The following is a 21,729-nucleotide window of genomic DNA, read 5'->3' on the forward strand; positions in this document are numbered from 1 at the left end:
GTTCATCGCGCTCGGCGATGATTTTGCCGTAGGGGTTGTAGCTGAATTCCCGAGTGGCGCCGCCGGGCTGGGTCAGTTTCAGCAGACGTCCTACGGCGTCCCATTCATAAAGAGCCTGCGCGCCATGCTCATCCTCACGCGCAATCTGCCGCCCTAGATCGTCATAGCGATAGCGCTTGATCCCGCCATTGGGCAATTGCTCCTCAAGCAACTGCCCTCGCTCATTCCACACCAACCGATGACAACTGTGATCGGGGTACCAAACTCCAGTTAACTGCCCGCGTTTGTTGTAGCTATAGTCCGTGACCTGCCCATCGGGATCGGTCCTGCGCGTAACATCGCCCTGGTCATTACGCTCATAGTTCCAGACCGCCTCGCCACGCCTGACAACCCGTACGAAACCGTTGTCATGCTCGTAGGACGTCGGCTCGTCATCCCCCGGAAACAACGCCACCAAGCGTCCGGCTTCGTCGTACTGATAGGCCGTCACCGCCCCCAGCGGATCCTGCTCGACGGTCAGCCGGCCTTTGTCATCGTAGGATTTGAAGTGCTGGGCGCCGTCCGGATCAATGCGCTGTACCAACCGCGCCCGGTCGTCGTGGACATAGATTTCCTGGCTGCCATCGGCGTTATGCACGGTGACGCGGCCGTCATCCCCCCAGGCATAACGCGTGTCCATCTGCGAAAAACTCGCCCAATGCCGGACACAGCGTGCCGCCTTGCCGGAGCCTTCCCACGCCCAAAAGAAACTCGCCCCACCGGCCAACTGCCGCTCGAGAATGACGTGCTGCTCGTCGTACCGATAACGCTCGCTTTCACCGACGGCATTGGTCGCGCAAACCAGTCGTCCGTCTTCGTCATAGGCGTAGGAAACGACGTTCTGCTCGGTCTCCCAGACGTAGGGTCCACGGTCTTTGGCGCGATGAACCTGGTAGTCCACCGCGACGATGCGATCCAACTCATAGCGCAGCAGCAGCGAACGGCCGAGACCGTTATCCAACCGCTCAATCCGCCCTGAACGATCACGCACAATGCGCAGGCGGTTGTCATACGCATCACTGATCGAGACCAGTACACCGTCACGAAAGTGATAGAACCGCGACGCCTGGGCCAACACCAGTTCATCAACAGCCGAGCCCAGATAGATCGCCGCTTCGGCCAGGCTATTGGTGATCGCCGGTCGAGAATCGGTGGGCAACGGAAGCTGCGTACGGCGGTTCTCATGATCTGTCCAAACAACCGAGTCGCCCGACACAGCAAGCCTGTGCGCCAGCCCATGACTCCAGCCAAACCCCAACCCGCAATCCACTTCCACCGCACTGGTGCGATACAGCCGCGTCCACTCAAACGGCAAAATTCCATCCAGCACGCCATCGGTAAGGGTCAGTAACTCTTCCCCGGTGACCATCGACACCGGGCAGCCATGAGTGACCGTCTTGTCCGCAGGCGCCGCCGCATCGCCCTTGGGATTCGACGCCATGGCCGGTGCATCATCGACGTGCTCCTGCCGGACCAATACGGTCTGCCGGGCCTTGCTGCGCACTGCGGGCACCGGGTTCGAAACCAGTTGATCCCCAGCCTTCAACGGTACAGCCGGCACCCCCTTGATCGGTGTCGCCAAACTCCCCAGCAACAACGGCTTAGCCGCCTCCACATGCGGCCCCAACCCAGGCCCCACAAGCTGCTTGGCCAGCATCTCTAACAACGCCCGCGCACGGCCAGATTTGATATGACCGAGCACCTGAGTCCCCAGCCGCGCCGTTAACCCCATCGCCCCCAAGACGCGAATCAACAGCAGGCTGATCAGCACCTCACCGCTGATTTCGCCCCACAGCTCACTCATGTCCGGCGGCGGCAACATGCGCATCCAGCTGACCATCGCCGCCACGTAGATAAACAACAGTGGCTCATCACTGAGCACCAGCAGGCCCTGGGCAATCGCGTCTTGGCCCAGCGTCAACAGCTCATCCAATTCCGCTTGAGAGAGGTACTGCAGCAGCTTTTCGCTGTTGGGCTTGAGATCGGCCAACAGGTCGTACAGCTGGGTAACGTTGTCCCACAGGCTGTAAAGCGCCTTGCCCATACCGCTGAGAAATGCCGTTTCCAGCAACCGACGTCGGTCAAGCGGTGTCGCGTTGGTGTAGCCTTTCCACTGCGCCTGGAACCTGCTGTCCCACGCTTCACGCAAGCCCACTTCCAGCCCGCCGATCACTGACTGATAAGACGCATACCACGCCTTGACGTGATCGCGTGAAACGTTGGGGTAAAAGCTGACCTGGTATTGCTGGTTGCGATCACACTCGGTGACTTCGAGGATGCCGCTCGGGCCGATGGTCTTATGGAGGGGCTCGCCCAGTGGGCCGCCGTTTGGGTCAACGCGTTGCAACATCACCGGCGTGTTGCCGATGGGGACGAACCGGGTGCTCTGGAACATATGCACCAGGGTCAACGTACCGCTGGCCGGGCATGTGGCGACGGTGCTGCTGGGAAGCAGGGAACGGTTGATCGGTGCAACGAGCGCTACCTCATCCCCGACCTTGAACACCTGCTCCACATCCAGCGCCGAGAAGCTCCAGAAACTCTCGGCCCAGGCGTCAAAGGTATTCAGGCAATCGCGAAAATCGCGCAGAACCCCTTCAACTTCGGGTGTCTGCACATCCATCGGGGTCAGGGCCAGCCTGCCGATGGCCGGGTTCAAGCAGCAGCCCCGGCAACCAGGGCTCTAACGGAAAAAGCCATCTGCAATCCCTCGCACTGTTCAATCAGGCGAGGGACTTTGCAGCGGTTCCCGGGGCTGGGGAGTAAAGCTTATCCGGCAGTTATGTGGGATGTTTCAGCTACGGCCAAGCAACCGGTTCTGCACACCGACGAACCCCGGTTAGACTTACCTGTCGATATCTGCACTGTCCGGCCCGTCGTTCATCAAGGAAGCCCCATGTATTCAAGCCGTCTGCTCCTCTGCCTCATGCCTTTGCTGGTGCTCGCCGGTTGCTCCACTTCACGCGGTCCGCAGCAGCCTGAGCGCAGTGAAGCCGAGGTGAAGGCGCAGATCGTGCGCCTGCTGCCGGCCAAGGTGGCGGACCGCAACGGTTGGGCCCAGGACATCTACACCGCCTTCGACACCCAAAAGATCTACCCCAGCACTGAAAACATCTGCGCCGTACTGGCGGTAACCGAGCAGGAATCCACCTTTCAGGTCGACCCACCAGTGCCCGGCATGGGCAAGATCGCCCAGGATGAGATCCTGCGCCGTGCCGGCAAGGTGCATGTGCCCGCATTCGTGGTACGCAGCGCATTGCAATTGCGTTCGCCCACCGGCAAGACCTACGCCGACCGCTTGAATGCCGCACGCACCGAAAAGGACCTGAGCGCGATCTTCGATGACTTCATCAGCATGGTGCCCCTGGGCAATACGCTGTTTGGCGGCTTCAACCCGGTGCACACCGCAGGCCCGATGCAGGTCAGTATCGACTTCGCACAAAAGCAGGCGCGGGGTTATCCCTACACGGTGGACGGCACGATTCGCCGCGAAGTCTTCACCCGTCGTGGCGGTATGTACTTCGGTATCGCCCATCTGCTCGGCTACCCGGTGAGCTACGATCAGCCGCTGTACCGCTTCGCCGATTTCAATGCCGGCTGGTACGCCAGCCGCAACGCGGCGTTCCAGGCGGCCGTCAGCCGCGTCACCGGCAAAGAGCTGGCACTGGACGGGGATCTGATCCGCTATGGCTCCTTGCTGCCCGGCACCACCGAGCTGGCGGTGCGCTCACTGGGGGCAAAACTGGACATGCGTAACCCGAGCATCCGCAGCCAGCTGGAGCAGGGCGAGCAGTTGGATTTCGAAGACACCACCCTTTACAAGCGCGTCTTTGCCCTGGCCGATCAGGCCGCGGGCAAGCCGCTGCCGCGGGCGATCCTGCCGGGCATTGTGCTCAAAAGCCCGAAGATCACCCGCAACCTGACCACGGCATGGTTCGCCAAGCGCGTGGATGAGCGCTATCAGCGCTGCATGAAACGCTGACGCAGCAACTCGCCACGCATGGCGGGGAATTTGCGCGGCTGATGGTAATGGCGGCTGCATGACGCTTGGCGTACATCTTGGGGCTCGTTCCAGGGAAGAGCCGCCATGACCACCCACACCGTTCCTCAAGGTTTTGTTCCATTACCGCGCAGCAGCCCATTGCTGGACCTGCTCGGCCCGGCGTATTGCCGGGGCGAAGGCTTGCAGCTGGAAATCGGCCTGCGCGCCGATAATCGTCACGCCAATGGGCGCGGTACGGTGCACGGTGGGGTGCTGGCAACCCTGGCGGATATCGGCATGGGCTACGCCATGGCGTTTTCCAGTGAGCCGCCGTTACCGTTGATTACCGCCAGCATGACCGTGGACTATCTGGGCGCTGTGCAGGTAGGGGAGTGGATGGTGGTGCGCTTGGACAGCCACAAGCGCGGAAGGCAGATGGCGTTTGCCACGCTGAGTTTGCAAGTGGATGAGCGGGTTGTGCTGCGGGCGAGTGCGGTGTTTGCGGTGCCACAGAGTGACAGACAATGAGATCGAATGTGGGAGCTGGCTTGCCTGCGATAGCGGTGTGTCAGTTAGCAATGATTTGACTGATAGACCGCTATCGCAGGCAAGCCAGCTCCCACATTTTGACCGAATTCATTCAGGGACATCGATAAAAGAAAAGGCCTGGCTTTTCGTGGAGCCAGGCCTTTTCTGCATTGCTCTTACAGGTCAGTTGCGCTCGAGCGCCAGGGCCACGCCTTGCCCGCCGCCGATGCACAGGGTTGCAAGACCTTTCTTTGCATCTCGCTTGATCATTTCATACAGCAGGGTCACCAGCACGCGGCAGCCTGAGGCACCAATCGGGTGGCCGATGGCGATGGCGCCGCCGTTGACGTTGACCTTGTCGGCGTCCCATGCCAGCTCTTTGCCCACCGCCAGGGATTGCGCAGCGAAGGCTTCGTTGGCTTCGATCAGGTCCAGGTCAGCCAACTGCCAGCCGGCCTTGTCCAGGCAGCGGCGGGTGGCCGACACCGGGCCGATGCCCATGATGGCCGGGTCAACGCCCGCATTGGCGTAGCTGGCGATCCGTGCCAGTACCGGCAGGCCGAGGGCCCGGGCTTTGTCGGCGCTCATCAGCAGCACAGCGGCGGCGCCATCGTTCAAGCTGGAGGCGTTGCCGGCGGTGACGCTGCCGTCTTTCTTGAACGCAGGCTTGAGCTTGGCCAGGGACTCGGCGGTGGTGCCGGCGCGGGGTTGTTCGTCCACCGCGAAAGCCACCGGGTCGCCTTTACGCTGGGGGATCAGGATCGGTGTAATCTCATCGGCAAAGCGCCCGGCTTCGATGGCGGCGGCGGCTTTTTGCTGGGAGGCGGCGGCGAAGGCGTCCTGGGCTTCACGGCTGATGCCGTACTTGTCCACCAGGTTCTCGGCGGTGATACCCATGTGGTAATCGTTGAACGCATCCCACAGGCCGTCGGTGATCATGCTGTCGATCATCTTTGCATGGCCCATGCGCAAACCGGTGCGCGCGGCGGGTAATACGTACGGGGCCAGGCTCATGTTTTCCATGCCGCCGGCAATGATCACCTCGGCGTCGCCGCAACGAATGGCCTGGGCGCCCAGGTGCAGGGCCTTGAGGCCCGAGCCGCAGACCTTGTTCAGGGTCAGGCTCGGCACGGCATGGGGCAGGCCGGCGAGGATCGAAGCCTGGCGCGCCGGGTTCTGGCCTGAGCCTGCGGTGAGTACCTGGCCGAGGATCACTTCATCGACTTCGGCCGGATCCAGGCCGGTCTGTTCCAGCAGGCGGCGGATCACCGCAGCGCCCAGTTCCGGGGCCGGGATGTTCGCCAGCGAACCTTGGAAGCTGCCCACGGCGGTGCGGGTGGCAGCAACAATCACGACGTCTTGCATGGAATCTGTCCTCACTGGAAGTGCATTTCTGGAACGTGGTCCGGGACGATCAGTTTACCGGCGGTCTTGCTCACAATCTCTTCAACGCTGACGCCAGGTGCGCGTTCCTTGAGGACAAAAGCGCCATTTTCGATTTCCAGGTACGCAAGGTCCGTCAGCACACGCTTGATGCAGTTCGCGCCGGTCAGCGGCAGGCTGCACTGGCTGAGCAATTTGGACTCACCGTCCTTGGATGCGTGGGTCATGATCACGATGATATTTTCCGCGCCAGCCACCAGGTCCATGGCGCCGCCCATGCCCTTGACCAGCTTGCCGGGGATCATCCACGAGGCGATGTTGCCTTGTACGTCCACTTCAAATGCGCCGAGCACGGTGAGGTCGACATGCCCGCCGCGAATCATTGCGAAGGACTCGGCAGAGGAGAAGATCGATGCGCCGATGCGCGCCGTGACGGTTTGCTTGCCGGCGTTGATCATGTCGGCATCGATAGTGTCTTCGGTAGGAAACGGGCCCATGCCGAGCAGGCCGTTTTCCGATTGCAGCATCACTTCCATGCCGTCGGGGATGTAGTTGGCCACCAGGGTCGGAATGCCGATGCCCAGGTTTACGTAATAGCCGTCCTGCATTTCGCGGGCGACGCGTTGAGCCATCTGTTCGCGGGTAAGCGCCATGATTATTTCCTCTTATTGTTCTGGACGGGATTATTTGCGGACGGTGCGCTGTTCGATGCGCTTTTCGAAGGTGCCGCAGATGATCCGGTCGACGTAGATGCCAGGGGTGTGGATCTGCGCCGGGTCCAGCTCGCCCGGTTCGACGATTTCCTCGACTTCGACCACGGTGATCTTGCCGGCGGTGGCGGCCAGCGGGTTGAAGTTCTGGGCGGTGTGGCGGTAGATGACGTTGCCGAAGTGGTCGGCCTTCCAGCCTTTGACGATGGCGAAATCGCCGGTGATGGATTCTTCCATCAAGTAGGGGCGGCCATTGAATTCGCGGGTTTCCTTGCCTTCGGCAACCGGGGTGCCGACGCCGGTGGCGGTGAAGAAGGCCGGGATACCGGCGCCGCCTGCGCGCATTTTTTCCGCCAGGGTGCCTTGGGGAGTGAGCACCACTTCGATTTCGCCGCTGAGCAGCTGCTTTTCGAACAAGGCATTTTCACCTACATAGGAGGCGATCACTTTGCTGATCTGTTTTTCTTCCAGCAGCACACCCAGGCCGAAGCCATCGACGCCGCAGTTGTTGGAAACCACTGTCAGGTCGCGGGTGCCTTTGCGCTTGATTTCGGCGATGAGGTTTTCCGGAATACCACACAGGCCAAATCCGCCGGAGAGCACGGTCATGCCATCTTCCAGGCCTGCCAGCGCTTCTTCATAGGACGCCACGCGTTTATCGAAACCTGCCATATGCACCTCTTTTATTGTTTGTGGTCCAGCCAGTGAACCGAGTGTTGCGCTGATGGATTGATTTGTTAAGTTGTTTTTTAAGGTTGATTGATTTAGAAAACAGCATAGTCGATCCTTCGTTCGGAGCAGTGTCATGACCGTTAAACAGATGCGTGCCTTTCTGGCCGTGGCCCAGAGCCTGAGCTTTGCCGCGGCCTGCGAGCGCCTGCACCTTTCTCAATCGGCTCTGAGCTTAACGATCAAGGGCCTGGAAGAAGGGTTGGGTGGACGCTTGTTCAGCCGTAACACACGCAATGTCGCGCTAACCCCTGAAGGTGAGTCGCTGTTGCCCCTGGCACGTCGATTGATTGCTGACTGGGACAATGCCGAGGACGAACTGCGCCAGCGGTTCACGCTGCAACGCGGGCGGGTAACGGTAGCGGCGATGCCATCGTTCGCTGGCAACCTGTTGCCGCCGATCCTGAAGATATTCCGCGCCCGTTACCCCCAGGTGAATGTGACGGTGCATGACCTGATCAATGAGCAAGTGCTGGAGATGGTGCGTGATCGCCAAGTCGAGCTGGGCGTGGCATTCGAGCCGTCCGAAGGGTCATCGTTGGCCTTCACGCCGCTGTACCTGGACCGCTTTATTGCCGTGGTGCCGGGAGATTCGCCCTTGGCGCAATGCGCTGAAATCGACTGGAAAACCCTGTTGGAGCATCCGTTCATTACTTTGCAGCGGCCATCTACGGTACGGGTGATGCTGGAGGAACACCTCGGTGCCTTGCAGATGAAGTTGCCCGTGGCGCTGGAAAGCCATCAATTGGCGACGGTGGGCAAGATGGTTGCCAGTGGCTTGGGGGTCAGCGCCGTGCCGGCCTTATGTGCACGGCAAATGGAGGAAGCGGGGGCGCATTGCATTACCTTGAGCGGCCCGGTGATCGAGCGGCCGATTGGCGTTTTGACCAAGCCCGGGCATGAACTATCGGCGGCAGCCCAAGTATTGTTTGATATTTTTTGCGATGAAGCTGGGAAGGGCAGGTTTCCAACTTTTTGAACAGGTCACAAAAAATTATGGGAGCTGGCAAGCCAACTCCCACACTTGATCGAATGATGCTTATTAGTAGTAGCGATCGATCACTTTAACCTGCGAGTTATCCTTGAAAGATGCCCAGGCATTGTTAAGTGTATCGAACACCTGCTCGATAAAATTGCGGTCGGCCGCGGCTTTCTTGCCGACATAACCCTGGCCTCGGCGGTACATCTTCAGGCGCGCCGCCAGCTCACGGTTATTGCGGTCGAATTCGGCCTCTTTGGTGTTGGGAGCCAGGCAGTCAATTTGCACTTCGCCCGATTTGCCAATCCACAGGATATGGTCGTCGAGTGTGTCTTTCTGCGCTGCGAACATCTCAGCCAATTCATCGATAGTTGGTTGGTTGTTCAGATTCATGTGTAAGCCCCTTGACCAGTTGGCGATCTATCAGTTGATTCGTTAAAACTCTTTAGTTATCTCCGGTTCGGAAAACCGGGCGTCAGCGACGGTCTGCCGAATACGGGCAGGGTCTTGAGCCTGTTGCATGTAGTCTTGCTGATGAACTGCTACGCAATGCTTTCATAACGAAGACAAGCAGCGTTCAGGCTCCTTGCACCTGTCCCTTTCGGGGCTGGTCAGCTTCATCAATCCGCCTTGTGGGCAGTGCACATCCGGAAAAACAGCTCGGCGGTCAGACGAGCCTGTTCAAAACGCGTGTTACCAACGCTCCCGATCCGGGAGACGTCTAGATCATGCAAGGACAAAAAGCTTACGTCAACGATTATGTAGTGATTATTTTTGCACACTACATAAATCGTTGTAGGGGCGGGAGAATGCGGGAAAACGTGACTTGGGCGTCATTTTTTGGAGGTGTAGGTCTGGAGTCTGTCGACCAATAACGGCAGAAGCTGCTCGCAGGAGGCCTGGATTTTAACCTGCAGCAGTTCATCTCCTCGGGTCTTGCCCAGGTTGATCGCAATCACCGGCTTACCCTGTTCGACCATCGCCTTGCACAAGCGGAACGCCGAATAGGCCATCAGCGACGACCCCACCACCAGCAAACCGTCAGCATGGTCTACCGCCGTCATCGCCTTAAGCGCAGTTGCCGGTGCGACGTTCTCGCCAAAGAACACCACGTCAGGTTTGAGACGTTCGCCATTGCAATGGGGGCAGCGGGGTACCTGGAAGCGCTGTTCGAACGCGGTGTCGAGCAAGCTGTCGCCATCTGGCGCTTGCACGGCATGCACCTGCGCCATGTGAGGGTTATCGACGTCCATCTGCCGCTGGATCGCATCGCGTGCGCTGCGCAGTTGGCAATCCAGGCACAGCACCCGATGCAGGCTGCCATGCAGCTCAATCACATCGTGGCTGCCGGCCTGTTCATGCAGGGCGTCGACGTTTTGAGTGATCAGCCCACTGATCAGCTCGCGCTGTTGCAGCGTCGCCAGCGCCCGGTGGGCCTTGTTCGGTTGGGCAATGCGTACCCGGGGCCAACCCAGCATTGCCCGCGCCCAGTAGCGGCGCCGCGCCTCTGGGGTGGCGAGGAATTCCTGGTACATCATTGGGGCCTTGCCCCGGCGCACACCTTCACTGTCGCGGTAATCAGGGATGCCCGACGAGGTGCTGATCCCTGCACCGGTCAGCACCACAAAGCGTCGTCCGGCCATGGCCCCGTGCAGGGTATCGAGATGGTCTTCCTGATGTACCGAGGTGTCGAGCATGGGTTCCCCCTATTCGCCGCGGATGTACTGCTCCAACTGCTGGATCAAGGCGGCTTGTTCGGCAATGGCTTCCTTGACCAGGTCGCCGATGGACAGCAGGCCAAGCAGTTTGCCGTCTTCAACCACCGGCAGGTGACGCAGGTGACTGTCGGTCATGATGTTCATGCATTCCTCGACACTTTTATGGGTATCGACGGTGATTACCGGCGAACTCATGACATCGGTGACCCGGGTAGTCACCGACGACAGACCCTTGAGTATGAGTTTGCGTGCGTAATCCCGTTCACTGATTATCCCCACCACCACACCTTCCTTGACGACCGGCAAGGCGCCAACGTTTTTTTCCGCCATCCGGACCAGGGCTTCAAAGACGGTGTGATCCCATTTGATCGTGTGGACGTCCTGGTTTTTTTGGTCCTTGGCTTTCAGCAATTGTGCGACGGTCTTCATGGCGGCCACTCCGGTATTGTTGTAGGTAGTCCAGATCCCCTACAGAATCCTAGACGGCCCACGGCAGGGCAAGACCCAAAGCGGCGTTAAACCCGTCGAAAAACGTCATTTGCCGGATTTTTTCCGGTTTTACCCTGCCGTTGCCGGTTTTTTCGCCCGCTTGGGGCTGGCTGCCGTCTTGCGTGGGGCGTTCTTGCGTTTCTTCTTCCAGGGTGTGGCGCCTCGGCCTGCGGGGCTGGCGGGGCCGGTGATGGTCATGCGCATGCCGTTGCAACGCGCCACCTGCTTGCTCATCCACGCCGCTTGCTTGGCGACGAATTCCTCCAGGCTCATTTCGCCGCTTTGCACCATGTCCAGCGCCTGTTCCCAGATGGCGGTGGTGCCGGGGTCGGCAATGGCGCGGGGCACTGCGTCGATCAGGCTGAACGCCGCCGGGGTGGCCGACAGGGCCTTGCCGTTCTTCACCAGGTAGCCACGGTCGAGCAAGCCCTGGATGATCCCGGCGCGGGTGGCTTCGGTACCGATGCCGGTGGTGTCCTTGAGCTTTTGCTTGAGCAGTGGGTCTTCCACCAGCTTGGCGACGTTTTTCATCGCCTTGATCAGGTCGCCTTCGGTAAAGGGCTTGGGCGGTTGGGTCCAGAGGTCCTTGAGATTGACCTTGGCCACGCCGTAGTCCTGGCCCTGCACCAGCGTCGGCAAGGCCTGTGGCGCGGGCGCTTCACGGCCTTTGGCGGGGGCCAGGGCTTCGGGTAATGCCCGCTTCCAGCCTGGCTCGATAATGACCTTGCCTACCGCGCGCAATGCCTGGCCCGCACAGTCGAAGTCCGCCTGGGTACGGTCATATTCATGGTTGGGCAGGAACTGCGCCAGGTAGCGCGCACGTATCAGGGTATAGACCGCACGGTGCTTGCCGGTCAGTTGGCTTAAATCCTTACCCGCCCCTGTGGGGATGATGCCGTGGTGGGCGCTGACCTTGGCGTCGTTCCAGGCCCGCGAGCGGCGCTGGGGTTCGATATGCGGCATCAGCTCGTTGACTGCCGCATCCGCACGGCCCAGGGCCGCGAGAATCTTCGGTGCTTCATTGTGCTGGCTCAGCGGCAGGTAGCCGCAATCGCTGCGCGGGTAGGTGATGACCTTATGGGTTTCGTAGAGAGATTGGGCGATATCCAGGGTCTCCTGAGCGCCCAGGCCGAGCTTCTTCGAGCAGATTTCCTGCAGCGTGCCGAGGTCGAAGGGCAGGGGCGCCACTTCGCGCATGCGTTCAGTGCGCAGCTTCACCAGCCGCGCAGTGGCGGCGTTAAGCATGGCGTCGGCGGCGTCCCGCGCCAATTGCGGGTTGAGGCAGCGGCCCTGATCGTCGCAGGCATCGTCATGGGCGCGCCACTGGGCGGTGAAGGTCATGCGCTCGTGGTGCAGGTCGACATCGATGGCCCAATACGCCACTGGCACGAAATCGGCGATGCTGCGGTCGCGGTCTACCACCAGGCGCAGGGTCGGGGTTTGCACCCGGCCTACCGGCAATACGCCCTGGTAGCCGGATTGGCGCCCCAGCAGGGTAAACAGGCGGCTCATGTTCATGCCGATCAGCCAGTCGGCGCGGGAGCGGCCCAGCGCCGAATGATACAGGCTGAAGGTTTCGGCTCCGGGCTTGAGCGCAGCCAAAGCCTTGCGAATGGAGGCGTCGTCCAGTGCCGACAGCCACAAGCGCTGGATCGGCCCGCGGTAGCGGCAATGCTCCACCAGTTCACGGGCGATCATCTCGCCTTCGCGGTCGGCATCGGTAGCAATTACCAACTCCTGGGCTTCCCCGAGCAAGCGCTTGACGGCCTTGTATTGGCTGGCGGTCTTGGGCTTGACCAGCATCTTCCATTTTTCCGGCACGATCGGCAGATCGGCCAGCACCCAGCGCTTGTACTTGGCGTCGTAGGCGTCGGGCGGAGCGGTTTCCAGCAGGTGGCCGATGCACCAGGTGACGGTGACCCCATTGCCCAGCCAGCAACCGTCGCCGCGGCGACTGGCGCCGAGCACGGCCGCGATATCCTTGGCCTGGGAGGGTTTTTCACAGAGGTACAGCCGCATGGTCATCCCATCAGATTGGATTGATGCCTTGCAGGATGCTCAGTCAGAGGGATTTGAGCAACCATTATCTGTATGGATGTACAGCAATATGTGTGAGCAACAAAAACCAAATGTGGGAGGGGCGGTGCGACGATTCGCACCGCCCCTCCCACAAGGGATCTTCGGTGTTCAACCGAACTCAGTTATTGTCGATATCCACATGCCGGGTCTCTTTGAGGCAGAACAACCCGACGATCAAGCTAACCCCTGTCACCACCACCGGGTACCACAGGCCATAGAAGATATCGCCGGTGTACACCACCAGGGCAAACGACACCGTCGGCAGGAACCCGCCAAACCAGCCGTTGCCGATATGGTAGGGCAGGGACATCGAGGTGTAGCGGATGCGCGTCGGAAACAGCTCCACCATCAGCGCCGCCAATGGCCCGTAGCACATGGCCGCGATCAGGATCAGCACCACGATCAGCACCACCACCATGACTTTGTTGACCTGGGCCACATCCGCCGACGTCGGGTAGCCGGCCAGGGCCACGGCGCCGCGCAGGGCCGCCTCATCGAAGCCGTCGATACGCACATCGCCCACGCTCACCTGCACCGGGCTGCCCGCTGGGGCGGCGGCGCTGCTGTAGGGCAAGCCCTGTTTGACCAGGAAGGTCTTGACCTTGTCGCACGGGCTGTCAAAACGCGCCTTGCCCACCGGGTCGAACTGGAAGGTGCAGGTGGCCGGGTCGGCCAGTACGGTAATCGGGGCCTGACGGCTGGCCTGGTCCATCGCCGGGTTGGTGTAGTGCGCCAGGCCCTTGAAGATCGGGAAGTACAGCGCCGTCGCCAGCAGCAGGCCAAGCATCAGCACCGGCTTGCGTCCGACTTTGTCGGACAGCCATCCAAACAGGATAAAGAACGGCGCGCCAATCACCACGCTGATGATCAGCAGCATATTGGCCAGGGCCGGGTCCATCTTCAGGAACTGGGTGAGAAAGAACAGCACGTAGAACTGCGCCGCGTAAAAGGTCACGGCCTGGCCGCCGTTAATGCTGAACAGCGCGATCAGCACCACTTTGAGGTTTTCCCATTTACCGAACGACTCGCGGATCGGCGCCTTGCTGGCCTTGCCTTCCTCTTTCATTTTCAAGAAGGCCGGCGACTCGTGCAGGCTCATGCGGATCCAGGTCGAGATGCCCAGCAGCACGATGGAAAACAGGAACGGAATGCGCCAGCCCCACACTTCGAACTGATCGCCCGTGAAGTAACGGCAGGCCAGCACCACCAGCAACGACAGCAACAGGCCGAGGGTGGCAGTGGATTGAATCCAGCTGGTATGCAGCCCGCGCTTGCCCGGCGGCGCGTGCTCGGCCACATAGGTGGCCGCGCCACCGTATTCGCCGCCTAGAGCCAGGCCCTGCAGCATGCGCAGCACGATCAGGATGATCGGCGCGGCAATGCCGATGCTGGCGTAGGTGGGCAACAGCCCGACGCAGAAGGTCGCCACGCCCATCAGGATGATGGTGACGAGAAAGGTGTACTTGCGCCCGATCATGTCGCCCAGGCGGCCGAACACCAACGCACCGAACGGCCGCACCACAAAACCGGCGGCAAAGGCCATCAAGGCGAAGATAAACGCCGTGGTGTCGTTGACCCCGGCAAAGAACTGTTTGCTGATCACCGCCGCCAGGGCGCCATAGAGGAAAAAGTCATACCACTCGAACACCGTCCCCAGGGACGAGGCGAAGATGACCTTTCTTGATTCGTTGGCGGTGCTTGCACTGGCCGCCGAGCCCAGGGGTTGAGCATGTTCTGACATCGGGTGTCCCTCACAGTGATTATTTATTGTTGTTCCACTGTCGGCGCCAGGTTTGACGCCGCTATTCAGATTGCATGAACCAGTTCTTTCTGCGCGACGAGGCTCCTTGTAGTCGGTGAAAGGATCAGCTGCGCGGCCTTCTCCGCGATCATCAGCGTGGGTGAGCAGGTATTGCCGGAGGTGATGCGCGGCATGATCGACGCATCGGCAACGCGCAGGCCGGGAATGCCGTGCACGCGCAGTTGGCTGTCGACTACGGCGTCTTGGTCATTGCCCATGCGGCAGGTGCCCACCGGATGGAAGATGGTGGTGCCGATACGGGCGGCGGCTTCGTGCAGCTGTTCTTCGGTTTGCAGCGCATCGCCGGGCAGGTATTCCACCGGTTTGAACTGGCTGAGGGCCGGCGCGGCGACGATGCGTCGGGTCAAGCGGATAGCGTCGGCGGCTACGCGCAGGTCCTCGGGATGGCTGAGGTAATTGGGTTGTATCAGCGGGGCATCCGCCGGATTGGCCGAGCGAATATCCACGCGGCCGCGGCTTTGCGGGCGCAGGTCGCAGACCGATGCGGTAAACGCCGGGAAGCCGTGCAACGGCTCGCCAAAGCGCTCCAGGGACAGCGGCTGCACATGGTATTCAAGGTTGGCCGAGGCCTGCTCCGGGCCGGAGCGAGCAAATGCGCCCAGTTGGCTCGGCGCCATCGACAGCGGGCCGCTGCGGTCATACAGGTAGCGCAGGCCCATGCCCATTTTGCCCCACAGCGTGCCGGCAATCTGGTTGAGGGTGCGGGCATTTTCCAGCTTGTAGATCAGCCGCAGCTGCAGGTGATCCTGCAGGTTGCCGCCGACCCCAGGCAGTTCATGCACTACGTCAATGCCCAGTGGTTTAAGCACATTGGCGGGGCCGATCCCCGAACGTTGCAGAATGCCCGGCGAGCCGACGGCGCCGGCGCACAGTACGATTTCCTTGCGTGCTTTGCAGCTTAGCTGCTGGCCGTGTTGGCGCCCGACCACTTGGGAGGCGCGGCCGTTTTCCAGCAGCACCCGGTCAACTTCCACGTCAGTCAGCACGGTCAGGTTGGGCCGCTGGCGGACTGGCTTGAGAAATGCCTTGGCCGCATTCCAGCGCACACCGGCTTTTTGATTGACCTGGAAGTAGCCGCAACCTTCGTTATCGCCCTGGTTGAAGTCATTGATATTGGCGATACCGCTCTGGGCGGCCGCTTCACGAAACGCATCGAGGATCGGCCACGACAGGCGCTGTTGCTCGACCCGCCACTCGCCGCCATCGCTGTGGAATTCAGAACCGCCGGCAAAGTGGTTTTCGCTGTGCTTGAACAGCGGCAGTACGTCCTTCCAGGCCCAGCCCGGATTGCCTTCTGCCGCCCAGCCGTCGTAGTCCTGGGCCTGGCCGCGCATGTAGATCATGCCGTTGATCGACGAGCAGCCGCCGAGCACCTTGCCCCGTGGGTAACTCAAGGCGCGACCTTGCAGGCCGGCCTGGGCTTCGGTCTTGAAGCACCAGTCGGTGCGCGGGTTACCAATGCAGAACAGGTAACCGACGGGAATGTGTATCCAGGGGTAGTTGTCGCGGCCACCGGCTTCCAGCAGCAGGACGCGGTGGGCAGGGTTGGCGGACAGACGATTGGCCAGCAGGCAACCGGCGGGGCCGGCGCCGACCACGATGTAATCGTATTCAGCAGTTGCAATGGGCATCTGGGGTCTCGCTTGTTTTTCTTATTGCCCCCATCCTAGTTGTTAGTTTTCGTCTTAAAAATGTTAGTTTTTACCCAGCTGCTGTGCGTTTTTAAACAGCGTGGGCCGGGTTCAGGCAAGGGAGGCGACATGTTCGACTGGAATGACCTGCGGTTTTTTCTCGAGTTGCAGCGCAGTGGCCGCCTGCTCACCGCCGCGCAACGCTTGAAGACCACGCATGCCACCGTGGCCCGGCATATCGAGGCCATCGAAAAAAGCCTCGGCACTGCGTTGTTCGTGCAACATGCCCAGGGCTATGAGCTGACGCCCTCGGGCGAAGCGCTGCTCAAGCATGCCGAAGCCATGGAAAACGTAGCGTTGCTGGCCGAGGACGAGCTCACCCACTCCGCTGCGCCCCTGGGCAAGATCCGCCTGGGTGTGGCCGAAGGCTTGGGCGTGATGTTCCTCGCCGGTCGCATGGGGGGATTGTTCGAACGTTACCCGGGCTTGGAAGTGGAGCTGGTCGCGGTGCCGCGCTTTGTCAGCATCCTCAACCGCGAAGCGGAGATCAGCATCCATCTGGAACGCCCCAGCGTCGATCAACTGGTGACGCGCAAACTCACCGATTACCGCCTCGCGCTATATGCCAGCCGCGCTTACCTTGCGCGCAACCCGCCCATCGAAAAGCGCGAAGACCTCGCCGCCCATGCCTGGATCGATTACGTGGACGACCTGTTGTTCAGCCAGGAATTGAAATTCCTCAGCAGCTTCTGCCGTAACCCCAAGGTGGTGTTCCACAGCACCAGCGTGATTGCCCAGCACCAGGCGGCGCGTTCGGGGTTGGGCATTGCCGTGCTGCCGTGCTTCATGGCGGCTGGCGACGCGGACCTGGTGCCATTGCTGCCGGGGGAGAGCATCCAGCGCAGCTACTGGATCAGCTCGCGCCGGGAGCTGCACAAGTCGGTGCGGTTGCGGGTGTTGTGGGATTATGTGGTGGAGTTGTGTGCGCGGGAGCAGGGTTTGCTGCTCGGCGAATCCGACTAACGGAACGGAGAAAATGTGGGAGGGGGCTTGCCCCCGATAACAGTGGTTCAGTCACAGTTGCATTGACTGATACACCGCCATCGGGGGCAAGCCCCCTCCCACATTTGGGTTGCGTTGTGCCAGGGAGATCTTAGAGCTTCACGACTTGATGCACCTGCTCGGCACAGGCCCGAGCCTCTTCAATCATCTTGCCGAACGCATCATTGGCCACTTCCTCATGGGTCAGCCAGCGCTTCTTCTGGCTCAGGCGATAGTGATAGCGTAGCGAGCCTTTCTCCAGCTTCCCATCCAGGTCGAGGTCGTACCATGGCGAGCGGACCTTGCAGCCGGGGACGGCTTTTTCCATCTTCCCGCCTGCCAGCGTATAGGTGTAGTCATAGGTTTCAGGGTTGCCCAGGTAGAGGTCGGCCTGTTGTCCGTGACGGCGATAGTTGATGTAGCCCTCCCAGCGGTCTTTCAATGACGGGTCGGTGTAGACGTAGTCATTGCCCAGTTTTTCCAGGGCGCGCTGGTCGTTCATGCGGGCGGTTACGCGGTAGCCGTCATGCACCACAAAACCCGTGGGTTCACGGGTGATCTGGCAGTCGCTGATGTCATTGCCGAAGTTGGCGCAGATGTTCTGGTCGGTGGCGGTGGTGCCTTGTTGGCGGTCGGCGGTGCTCAATTGCATCAGCCACAGGCGGCTGAAGGTGACGGTGGCCTCGACTGCGCCATCGCCTTCCTTACCGAACTGTACATGTTTGTCCAGGCGCACCACGACCTCGGGGCGCTCCAGTGGGATGTGTTCTTCGCGCACCTGGCCCTGGGCATCGTTGACCAGTACCCAGCGGTCCTGGATGTCGGGCATGGTCTGGCCGGGGGAGAAGACCGGGTTGGTGGGGTCGAGCCACCACACTTGCCCATCCACTTCGGCACGCACGATGGCGTGGTTTGGCGCCTGCGGGCCCGGGATCAGCAAAGCGGCCGCCCCATCTCCACGGCTCACCCACGCGGTCTCGGCCTTGATGCCACTGGCCTTGAGCATGGCGATCAGCAGGGTTGCCAGGTCTTTGCAGTCGCCGTAACCGTGCTGCTCGATTTCCGCCAGGCTAAATGGCACGTAGCCACGCTCGGTGGCGCGCCAGTCACCCAGGTAGCGGTAGTGATCATTGATGTGCTGCATCAGCGCAGCCACTTGTTCGGCCGGCGCCAGGCTGCGTGCGGCGGTCACGGCGGCGGCGGCTTGCGCCGGCAGGCTGGCACCGAGGATCTGGTTGTAGCGCTGGGCTAAATCACCGAAGTAGGCTTGGCGCTCCACCGCGCTGCCCACTTCCAGGCGTGGGATGCGCAGCAGTGCGGCGGCGGAAGATTCATTGATGTAGTTGACGTAGATCGGAGCGTTGAGCACCACATCCAGGGTCTTGCCGTTGCTCGAAGGAGTGACCTTGAAACCGTCGAACATTTCACTGCGCCACTGGATCGGCCGTTCGGCGGTGAAGCGCGCCTTGAAGCGGTCACGGCGGGCCGCGCCGGGGCCGAACTTGAGCACATAGTGGAACTGGGTCACCAGCGGCTTGGCTGGGTAGTGCTCGCGTACGGTGTAGCGGATCTGTGTGCCCACCCGCAGGTTGGGGAAAGCCAGGGAGGTTTGCTTGTCGCGGCTGAAGCCCTGGTCCGGGTTGGGGGCAGTGCGCGTGTCGATTTGCGTGTCGGCCAGGGCCACCGGCTTGGCGCCAGGTTGAGTGGATTGTGCGCTGATCACTTCAAAGGTATCGCCCTCGGAGTAATCGAAGTCGATACGCGAGAGCATTTCGCGGCCGCTGGGCTTGAGGATGGTGTAGTGCTCGGTGGTGGTGCAGTCGGTGCTGGCGTCGCGGTTGAAGTGGCAGTGCAGCTCGGTGTCGCTGGCCAGCGGGGCTTCGGCCATGGGTTGCAGTGCAGCACAAACAGAATGGCTGACCAGCCCCAGGCTGATCGCAATCAAAGGGCGGTGAAACGAAAAACGGTACATGGGCGCCTCGGGTGACACATTGAAACAACTACCCTGCGGGTAGCGAGAAGGCGCCGGATGATAATGGGTCTCAACGACGAAAGCCAGGATTGTTCGACAATTTATCTGGCTGAAAGGCCCGTGCTAGAGCCTTTTGTTTGATTCAGGTCAAGGTTTTAGCAGTTCGAATTGCGCGCTGGCGAGGCGCTCGCCGTTGACCAGCACGTGCACCCGGTGCGTGCCGGGATAGTGCTTGCGCGTGGTCAATTCTCGGATGTGCTGCTCGCGGTTGATACGCTGCCGTGCGCCTGCGCCCAGGGTAAAGGCTTTGAGCTTGAACACTTTGGACGCGCTATGGCCGGCGCTCTTTATGTAATCGATGGCGTAGTCCACCACCAGTTTTTGCGCTTGGGGAGCGGTGGATGTCAGGTTGAACGACAGGCTGATCCGCTCGCCCAGGCGAATCGCCGCCGGGGTCACGCTCAGCTGGTCAATGGTCACCTCGGCCTTGGCCCCGGCGCCCATGATCGTCAGTGCGCGGGTGTTGCCTTGCTTGATCAGGCTGCGCAACGCATGGCGGGCGATCCAGGCAGTGTGCGGGTTATCCAGGTCCCAGCCTTCGATCAGGCTGAGCACCCAGCCCGGATGGTCCTTGGTGATGTCATTGAGGTGGTTGGCCACCGACTTGCGCACGTAGAGGCTGCTGTCGGCCTTAAGGTTATCCAGGATCGGTGCGCACAGCTCGGGGCTGGCTTGCACGTTGGCCAGGCGAAACGACCAGGGCAGGCGAGGGCGTGATCCTTCGCTGGCCAGGCGGCGTACGTGTTCGTTGGCATCCAGCGACCATTGTTGCATCACCGTCAAAGTGCGCTCGAAGTCGTGCAGCAAGAAATGACGAATGGCGAACTCGGCCGAGCCAAAGGTGGTGAAAAATTTCAGCGCTGCCATGGAGCGCTTGAAGTCATCCAGGCCATAGCTCGCCACGTAGTGCGGCAAAAACAGGCTGACAAAGCCGCTGTTGATGCGCGGCGCCAAGGCGTAAAGGTGCTTGAGGGTTTGCGCGTAATCCAGAGGGATCACCGCGTGCAGACTCTCACTGACCCGCGCCATGCGTTGCATCACCGACAGCTCGGCCAGCCCGGCTGTGGCGTGCGTCAGAAAGCCCCTGGCGTCGAATGCCGGGTACACCGCGCTCATCTCGGTGGCGATGTGTTGCAGGCGTTCGACGTTGAAGAGTTCCTTGAGGGCCGGGGCGCTTTGATCGGTCATCGGTGCTTCCATGGGGTTGAGTCAGAGAAACCAGCGGTATTCCCGCGCATGAATTTCCTGCTGAAAGGCCAGATGATCCTGGCGTTTGTTTTCGCAATACACATCGACAAATTCCGCACCCAGCTTATCGCGCACTATCGGTTGCTGCTGCATGGCGCGTACGGCGTCAAGCATTTCCACCGGGAAGTCGGTGCCGCTGCTGCGGTCCTCGTTCAGCGGCGCGATGGGCTCACGCTTGGCTTCGAGCCCGTGCTCGAGCCCCGCCAGGATCGCCGCCAGTACCAGGTACGGGTTGGCATCGGCGCTGGCCAGGCGATGTTCGATGCGCAGGTTACGCGGGTCGGACTCGGGGATGCGCACGCAGGCGTCACGGTCTTCAAAGCCCCAACTGGCACGTGTCGCGGCATTGACTGTGCCACCCAGGCGGCGGAAGGCGTTGTGGTTGGGCGAGAAGATCGGCATGCAGTGGGGCAGCAACTCCAGGCAACCGGCCACCGCATGGCGCAACGCCTGCTGCTGATGGGCCGCGAGCAGGTTATTGCCCGCCGCGTCGTAGAGGCTGACATGCACATGCATGCCGCTGCCGGGAAATTGCAGGTAGGGCTTGGCCATGAAGCTGGCGCGATAACCATGCTTGAGCGCCACGCCACGGGTGCAGCGGCAGAACAGGGCGGCCCAGTCAGCGGCGCGCAGGCCGTCGTCACAGTGGCCGAAATTGATTTCGAACTGGCCAGGGCCGATTTCGGCGGTGATCACCGTGATGTCGATGCCCTGGGCCTTTGCGGTTTGCGCCATGTCGTCCAGCACCTCGCTGAAACGCGAGAGCCGTTCGATATGCAGGTTGGGCTGGTCATCGGCATCATCGCTCAGCGGGTCACGGGCAAATTGCGGCAGCCCGTTTTCGAGCTTTTTATCGAACAGATAGAACTCCAGTTCAAACGCTACCACCGGGTGAATGCCCTTGTGCTGCAAGCGTTCAAGTACCTTGGCCAGGACTTCGCGGGGTTCGAATTCAATCGGTGCCTCGGTGCCGTCCGAGGTGATGAGCATTTGCCCCAATGGCTGCGACTCCCAGCTCACCGGCTTGAGCGTACCGGGCACCAGTCGCCGGCTGGCGTCCGGGTCCCCGTCGTTGAAGCAGTAGTCGCCAATCTTGAACAACCCGCCTTGGGCGCCCAGCAATACGGCGTTCTGCGGCAGCTTCAACGGGCTGCCGGCGGCGACTTTTTCAAGCATCTCCACCGGGTAGCGCTTGCCGTAGAAATGCCCGGGGATGTCCAGGGCGATCAAGTCGACATAACGCACGTCGGGGTGGTTCTGGCGAAAGGTCCGTACTTCGGCCAGCAACGTGGAGGAATGGCTTTTCACGGGTGCAGCTC

17 protein-coding genes are annotated in these 21,729 nt (G+C 61.0%); 4 read left to right on the forward strand and 13 right to left on the reverse strand.

What is annotated here, in order from left to right; genetic code table 11:
• Positions 1-2,662, reverse strand: a 2,662-nt coding sequence (locus TU73_RS10995; RefSeq protein WP_167347562.1) for a DUF6531 domain-containing protein, incomplete at its 3' end; no start/stop codon positions are given.
• Between the two features lie 273 nt (positions 2,663-2,935).
• On the opposite strand from TU73_RS10995, the gene TU73_RS11000 reads away from it, so the two are divergent.
• A complete protein-coding gene (locus TU73_RS11000; protein WP_057012202.1) occupies positions 2,936-4,021 on the forward strand; it encodes a DUF1615 domain-containing protein in 1,086 nt (361 codons plus the stop codon).
• A 105-nt stretch (positions 4,022-4,126) separates the two neighbouring features.
• Positions 4,127-4,549: a PaaI family thioesterase gene (locus tag TU73_RS11005; RefSeq protein ID WP_057012203.1), complete on the forward strand. Its 423-nt coding sequence runs from the start codon at positions 4,127-4,129 to the stop codon at positions 4,547-4,549.
• 183 nt (positions 4,550-4,732) lie between these two features.
• Here the strand turns inward: TU73_RS11005 and TU73_RS11010 are convergent, their stop codons facing one another.
• From TU73_RS11010 to TU73_RS11020, 3 genes are read right to left on the reverse strand one after another with little or no spacing between them, the layout of a single operon-like run.
• Positions 4,733-5,914: an acetyl-CoA C-acetyltransferase gene (locus TU73_RS11010; protein ID WP_057012204.1), complete on the reverse strand. Its 1,182-nt coding sequence runs from the start codon at positions 5,912-5,914 to the stop codon at positions 4,733-4,735.
• Positions 5,915-5,925: 11 nt separating this feature from the next.
• A complete protein-coding gene (locus TU73_RS11015) occupies positions 5,926-6,585 on the reverse strand; it encodes a CoA transferase subunit B (RefSeq protein ID WP_003190327.1) in 660 nt (219 codons plus the stop codon).
• A 30-nt stretch (positions 6,586-6,615) separates the two neighbouring features.
• A complete protein-coding gene (locus TU73_RS11020) occupies positions 6,616-7,314 on the reverse strand; it encodes a CoA transferase subunit A (RefSeq protein ID WP_010211319.1) in 699 nt (232 codons plus the stop codon).
• 133 nt (positions 7,315-7,447) lie between these two features.
• Here TU73_RS11020 and TU73_RS11025 point away from each other — a divergent pair, with 133 nt between their 5' ends.
• A complete protein-coding gene (locus TU73_RS11025) occupies positions 7,448-8,350 on the forward strand; it encodes a LysR family transcriptional regulator (RefSeq protein ID WP_057012205.1) in 903 nt (300 codons plus the stop codon).
• A 63-nt stretch (positions 8,351-8,413) separates the two neighbouring features.
• On the opposite strand, the gene TU73_RS11030 is transcribed toward TU73_RS11025, so the two are convergent.
• The 6 genes from TU73_RS11030 to TU73_RS11055 all read right to left on the reverse strand — a co-directional run bounded on the left by TU73_RS11030 (position 8,414) and on the right by TU73_RS11055 (position 16,089).
• Positions 8,414-8,743, reverse strand: coding sequence for a hypothetical protein (locus tag TU73_RS11030; RefSeq protein ID WP_046071979.1), 330 nt, complete (start codon positions 8,741-8,743; stop codon positions 8,414-8,416).
• A gap of 440 nt (positions 8,744-9,183) precedes the next feature.
• Complete coding sequence (locus TU73_RS11035) at positions 9,184-10,047, reverse strand: NAD-dependent protein deacetylase (protein ID WP_057012206.1); 864 nt, start codon at positions 10,045-10,047, stop codon at positions 9,184-9,186.
• Between the two features lie 9 nt (positions 10,048-10,056).
• A complete protein-coding gene (locus TU73_RS11040; protein ID WP_043050205.1) occupies positions 10,057-10,497 on the reverse strand; it encodes a CBS domain-containing protein in 441 nt (146 codons plus the stop codon).
• A 129-nt stretch (positions 10,498-10,626) separates the two neighbouring features.
• Entirely contained in the window at positions 10,627-12,576 is a 1,950-nt protein-coding gene (locus tag TU73_RS11045; RefSeq protein ID WP_057012448.1) for a DNA topoisomerase III, read from the reverse strand.
• A gap of 178 nt (positions 12,577-12,754) precedes the next feature.
• Entirely contained in the window at positions 12,755-14,377 is a 1,623-nt protein-coding gene (locus TU73_RS11050; RefSeq protein ID WP_057012207.1) for an MFS transporter, read from the reverse strand.
• 65 nt (positions 14,378-14,442) lie between these two features.
• Positions 14,443-16,089, reverse strand: coding sequence for a GMC family oxidoreductase (locus TU73_RS11055; RefSeq protein WP_057012208.1), 1,647 nt, complete (start codon positions 16,087-16,089; stop codon positions 14,443-14,445).
• A gap of 129 nt (positions 16,090-16,218) precedes the next feature.
• On the opposite strand from TU73_RS11055, the gene TU73_RS11060 reads away from it, so the two are divergent.
• Positions 16,219-17,112, forward strand: a complete 894-nt coding sequence (locus TU73_RS11060) for a LysR family transcriptional regulator (protein ID WP_043050208.1) — start codon at positions 16,219-16,221, stop codon at positions 17,110-17,112.
• Between the two features lie 130 nt (positions 17,113-17,242).
• On the opposite strand, the gene TU73_RS11065 is transcribed toward TU73_RS11060, so the two are convergent.
• The 3 genes from TU73_RS11065 to TU73_RS11075 all read right to left on the reverse strand — a co-directional run bounded on the left by TU73_RS11065 (position 17,243) and on the right by TU73_RS11075 (position 21,718).
• Positions 17,243-19,102, reverse strand: coding sequence for a DUF3857 domain-containing transglutaminase family protein (locus TU73_RS11065; protein WP_057012209.1), 1,860 nt, complete (start codon positions 19,100-19,102; stop codon positions 17,243-17,245).
• 147 nt (positions 19,103-19,249) lie between these two features.
• Positions 19,250-20,350: a DNA alkylation repair protein gene (locus TU73_RS11070; RefSeq protein WP_057012210.1), complete on the reverse strand. Its 1,101-nt coding sequence runs from the start codon at positions 20,348-20,350 to the stop codon at positions 19,250-19,252.
• 21 nt (positions 20,351-20,371) lie between these two features.
• Positions 20,372-21,718, reverse strand: coding sequence for a glutamine synthetase family protein (locus TU73_RS11075; protein WP_057012211.1), 1,347 nt, complete (start codon positions 21,716-21,718; stop codon positions 20,372-20,374).
• Between the last annotated feature and the right edge of the window lie 11 nt (positions 21,719-21,729).

It is taken from the genome of Pseudomonas libanensis, assembly GCF_001439685.1.
In the GTDB taxonomy this organism is placed as follows: domain Bacteria; phylum Pseudomonadota; class Gammaproteobacteria; order Pseudomonadales; family Pseudomonadaceae; genus Aquipseudomonas; species Aquipseudomonas libanensis.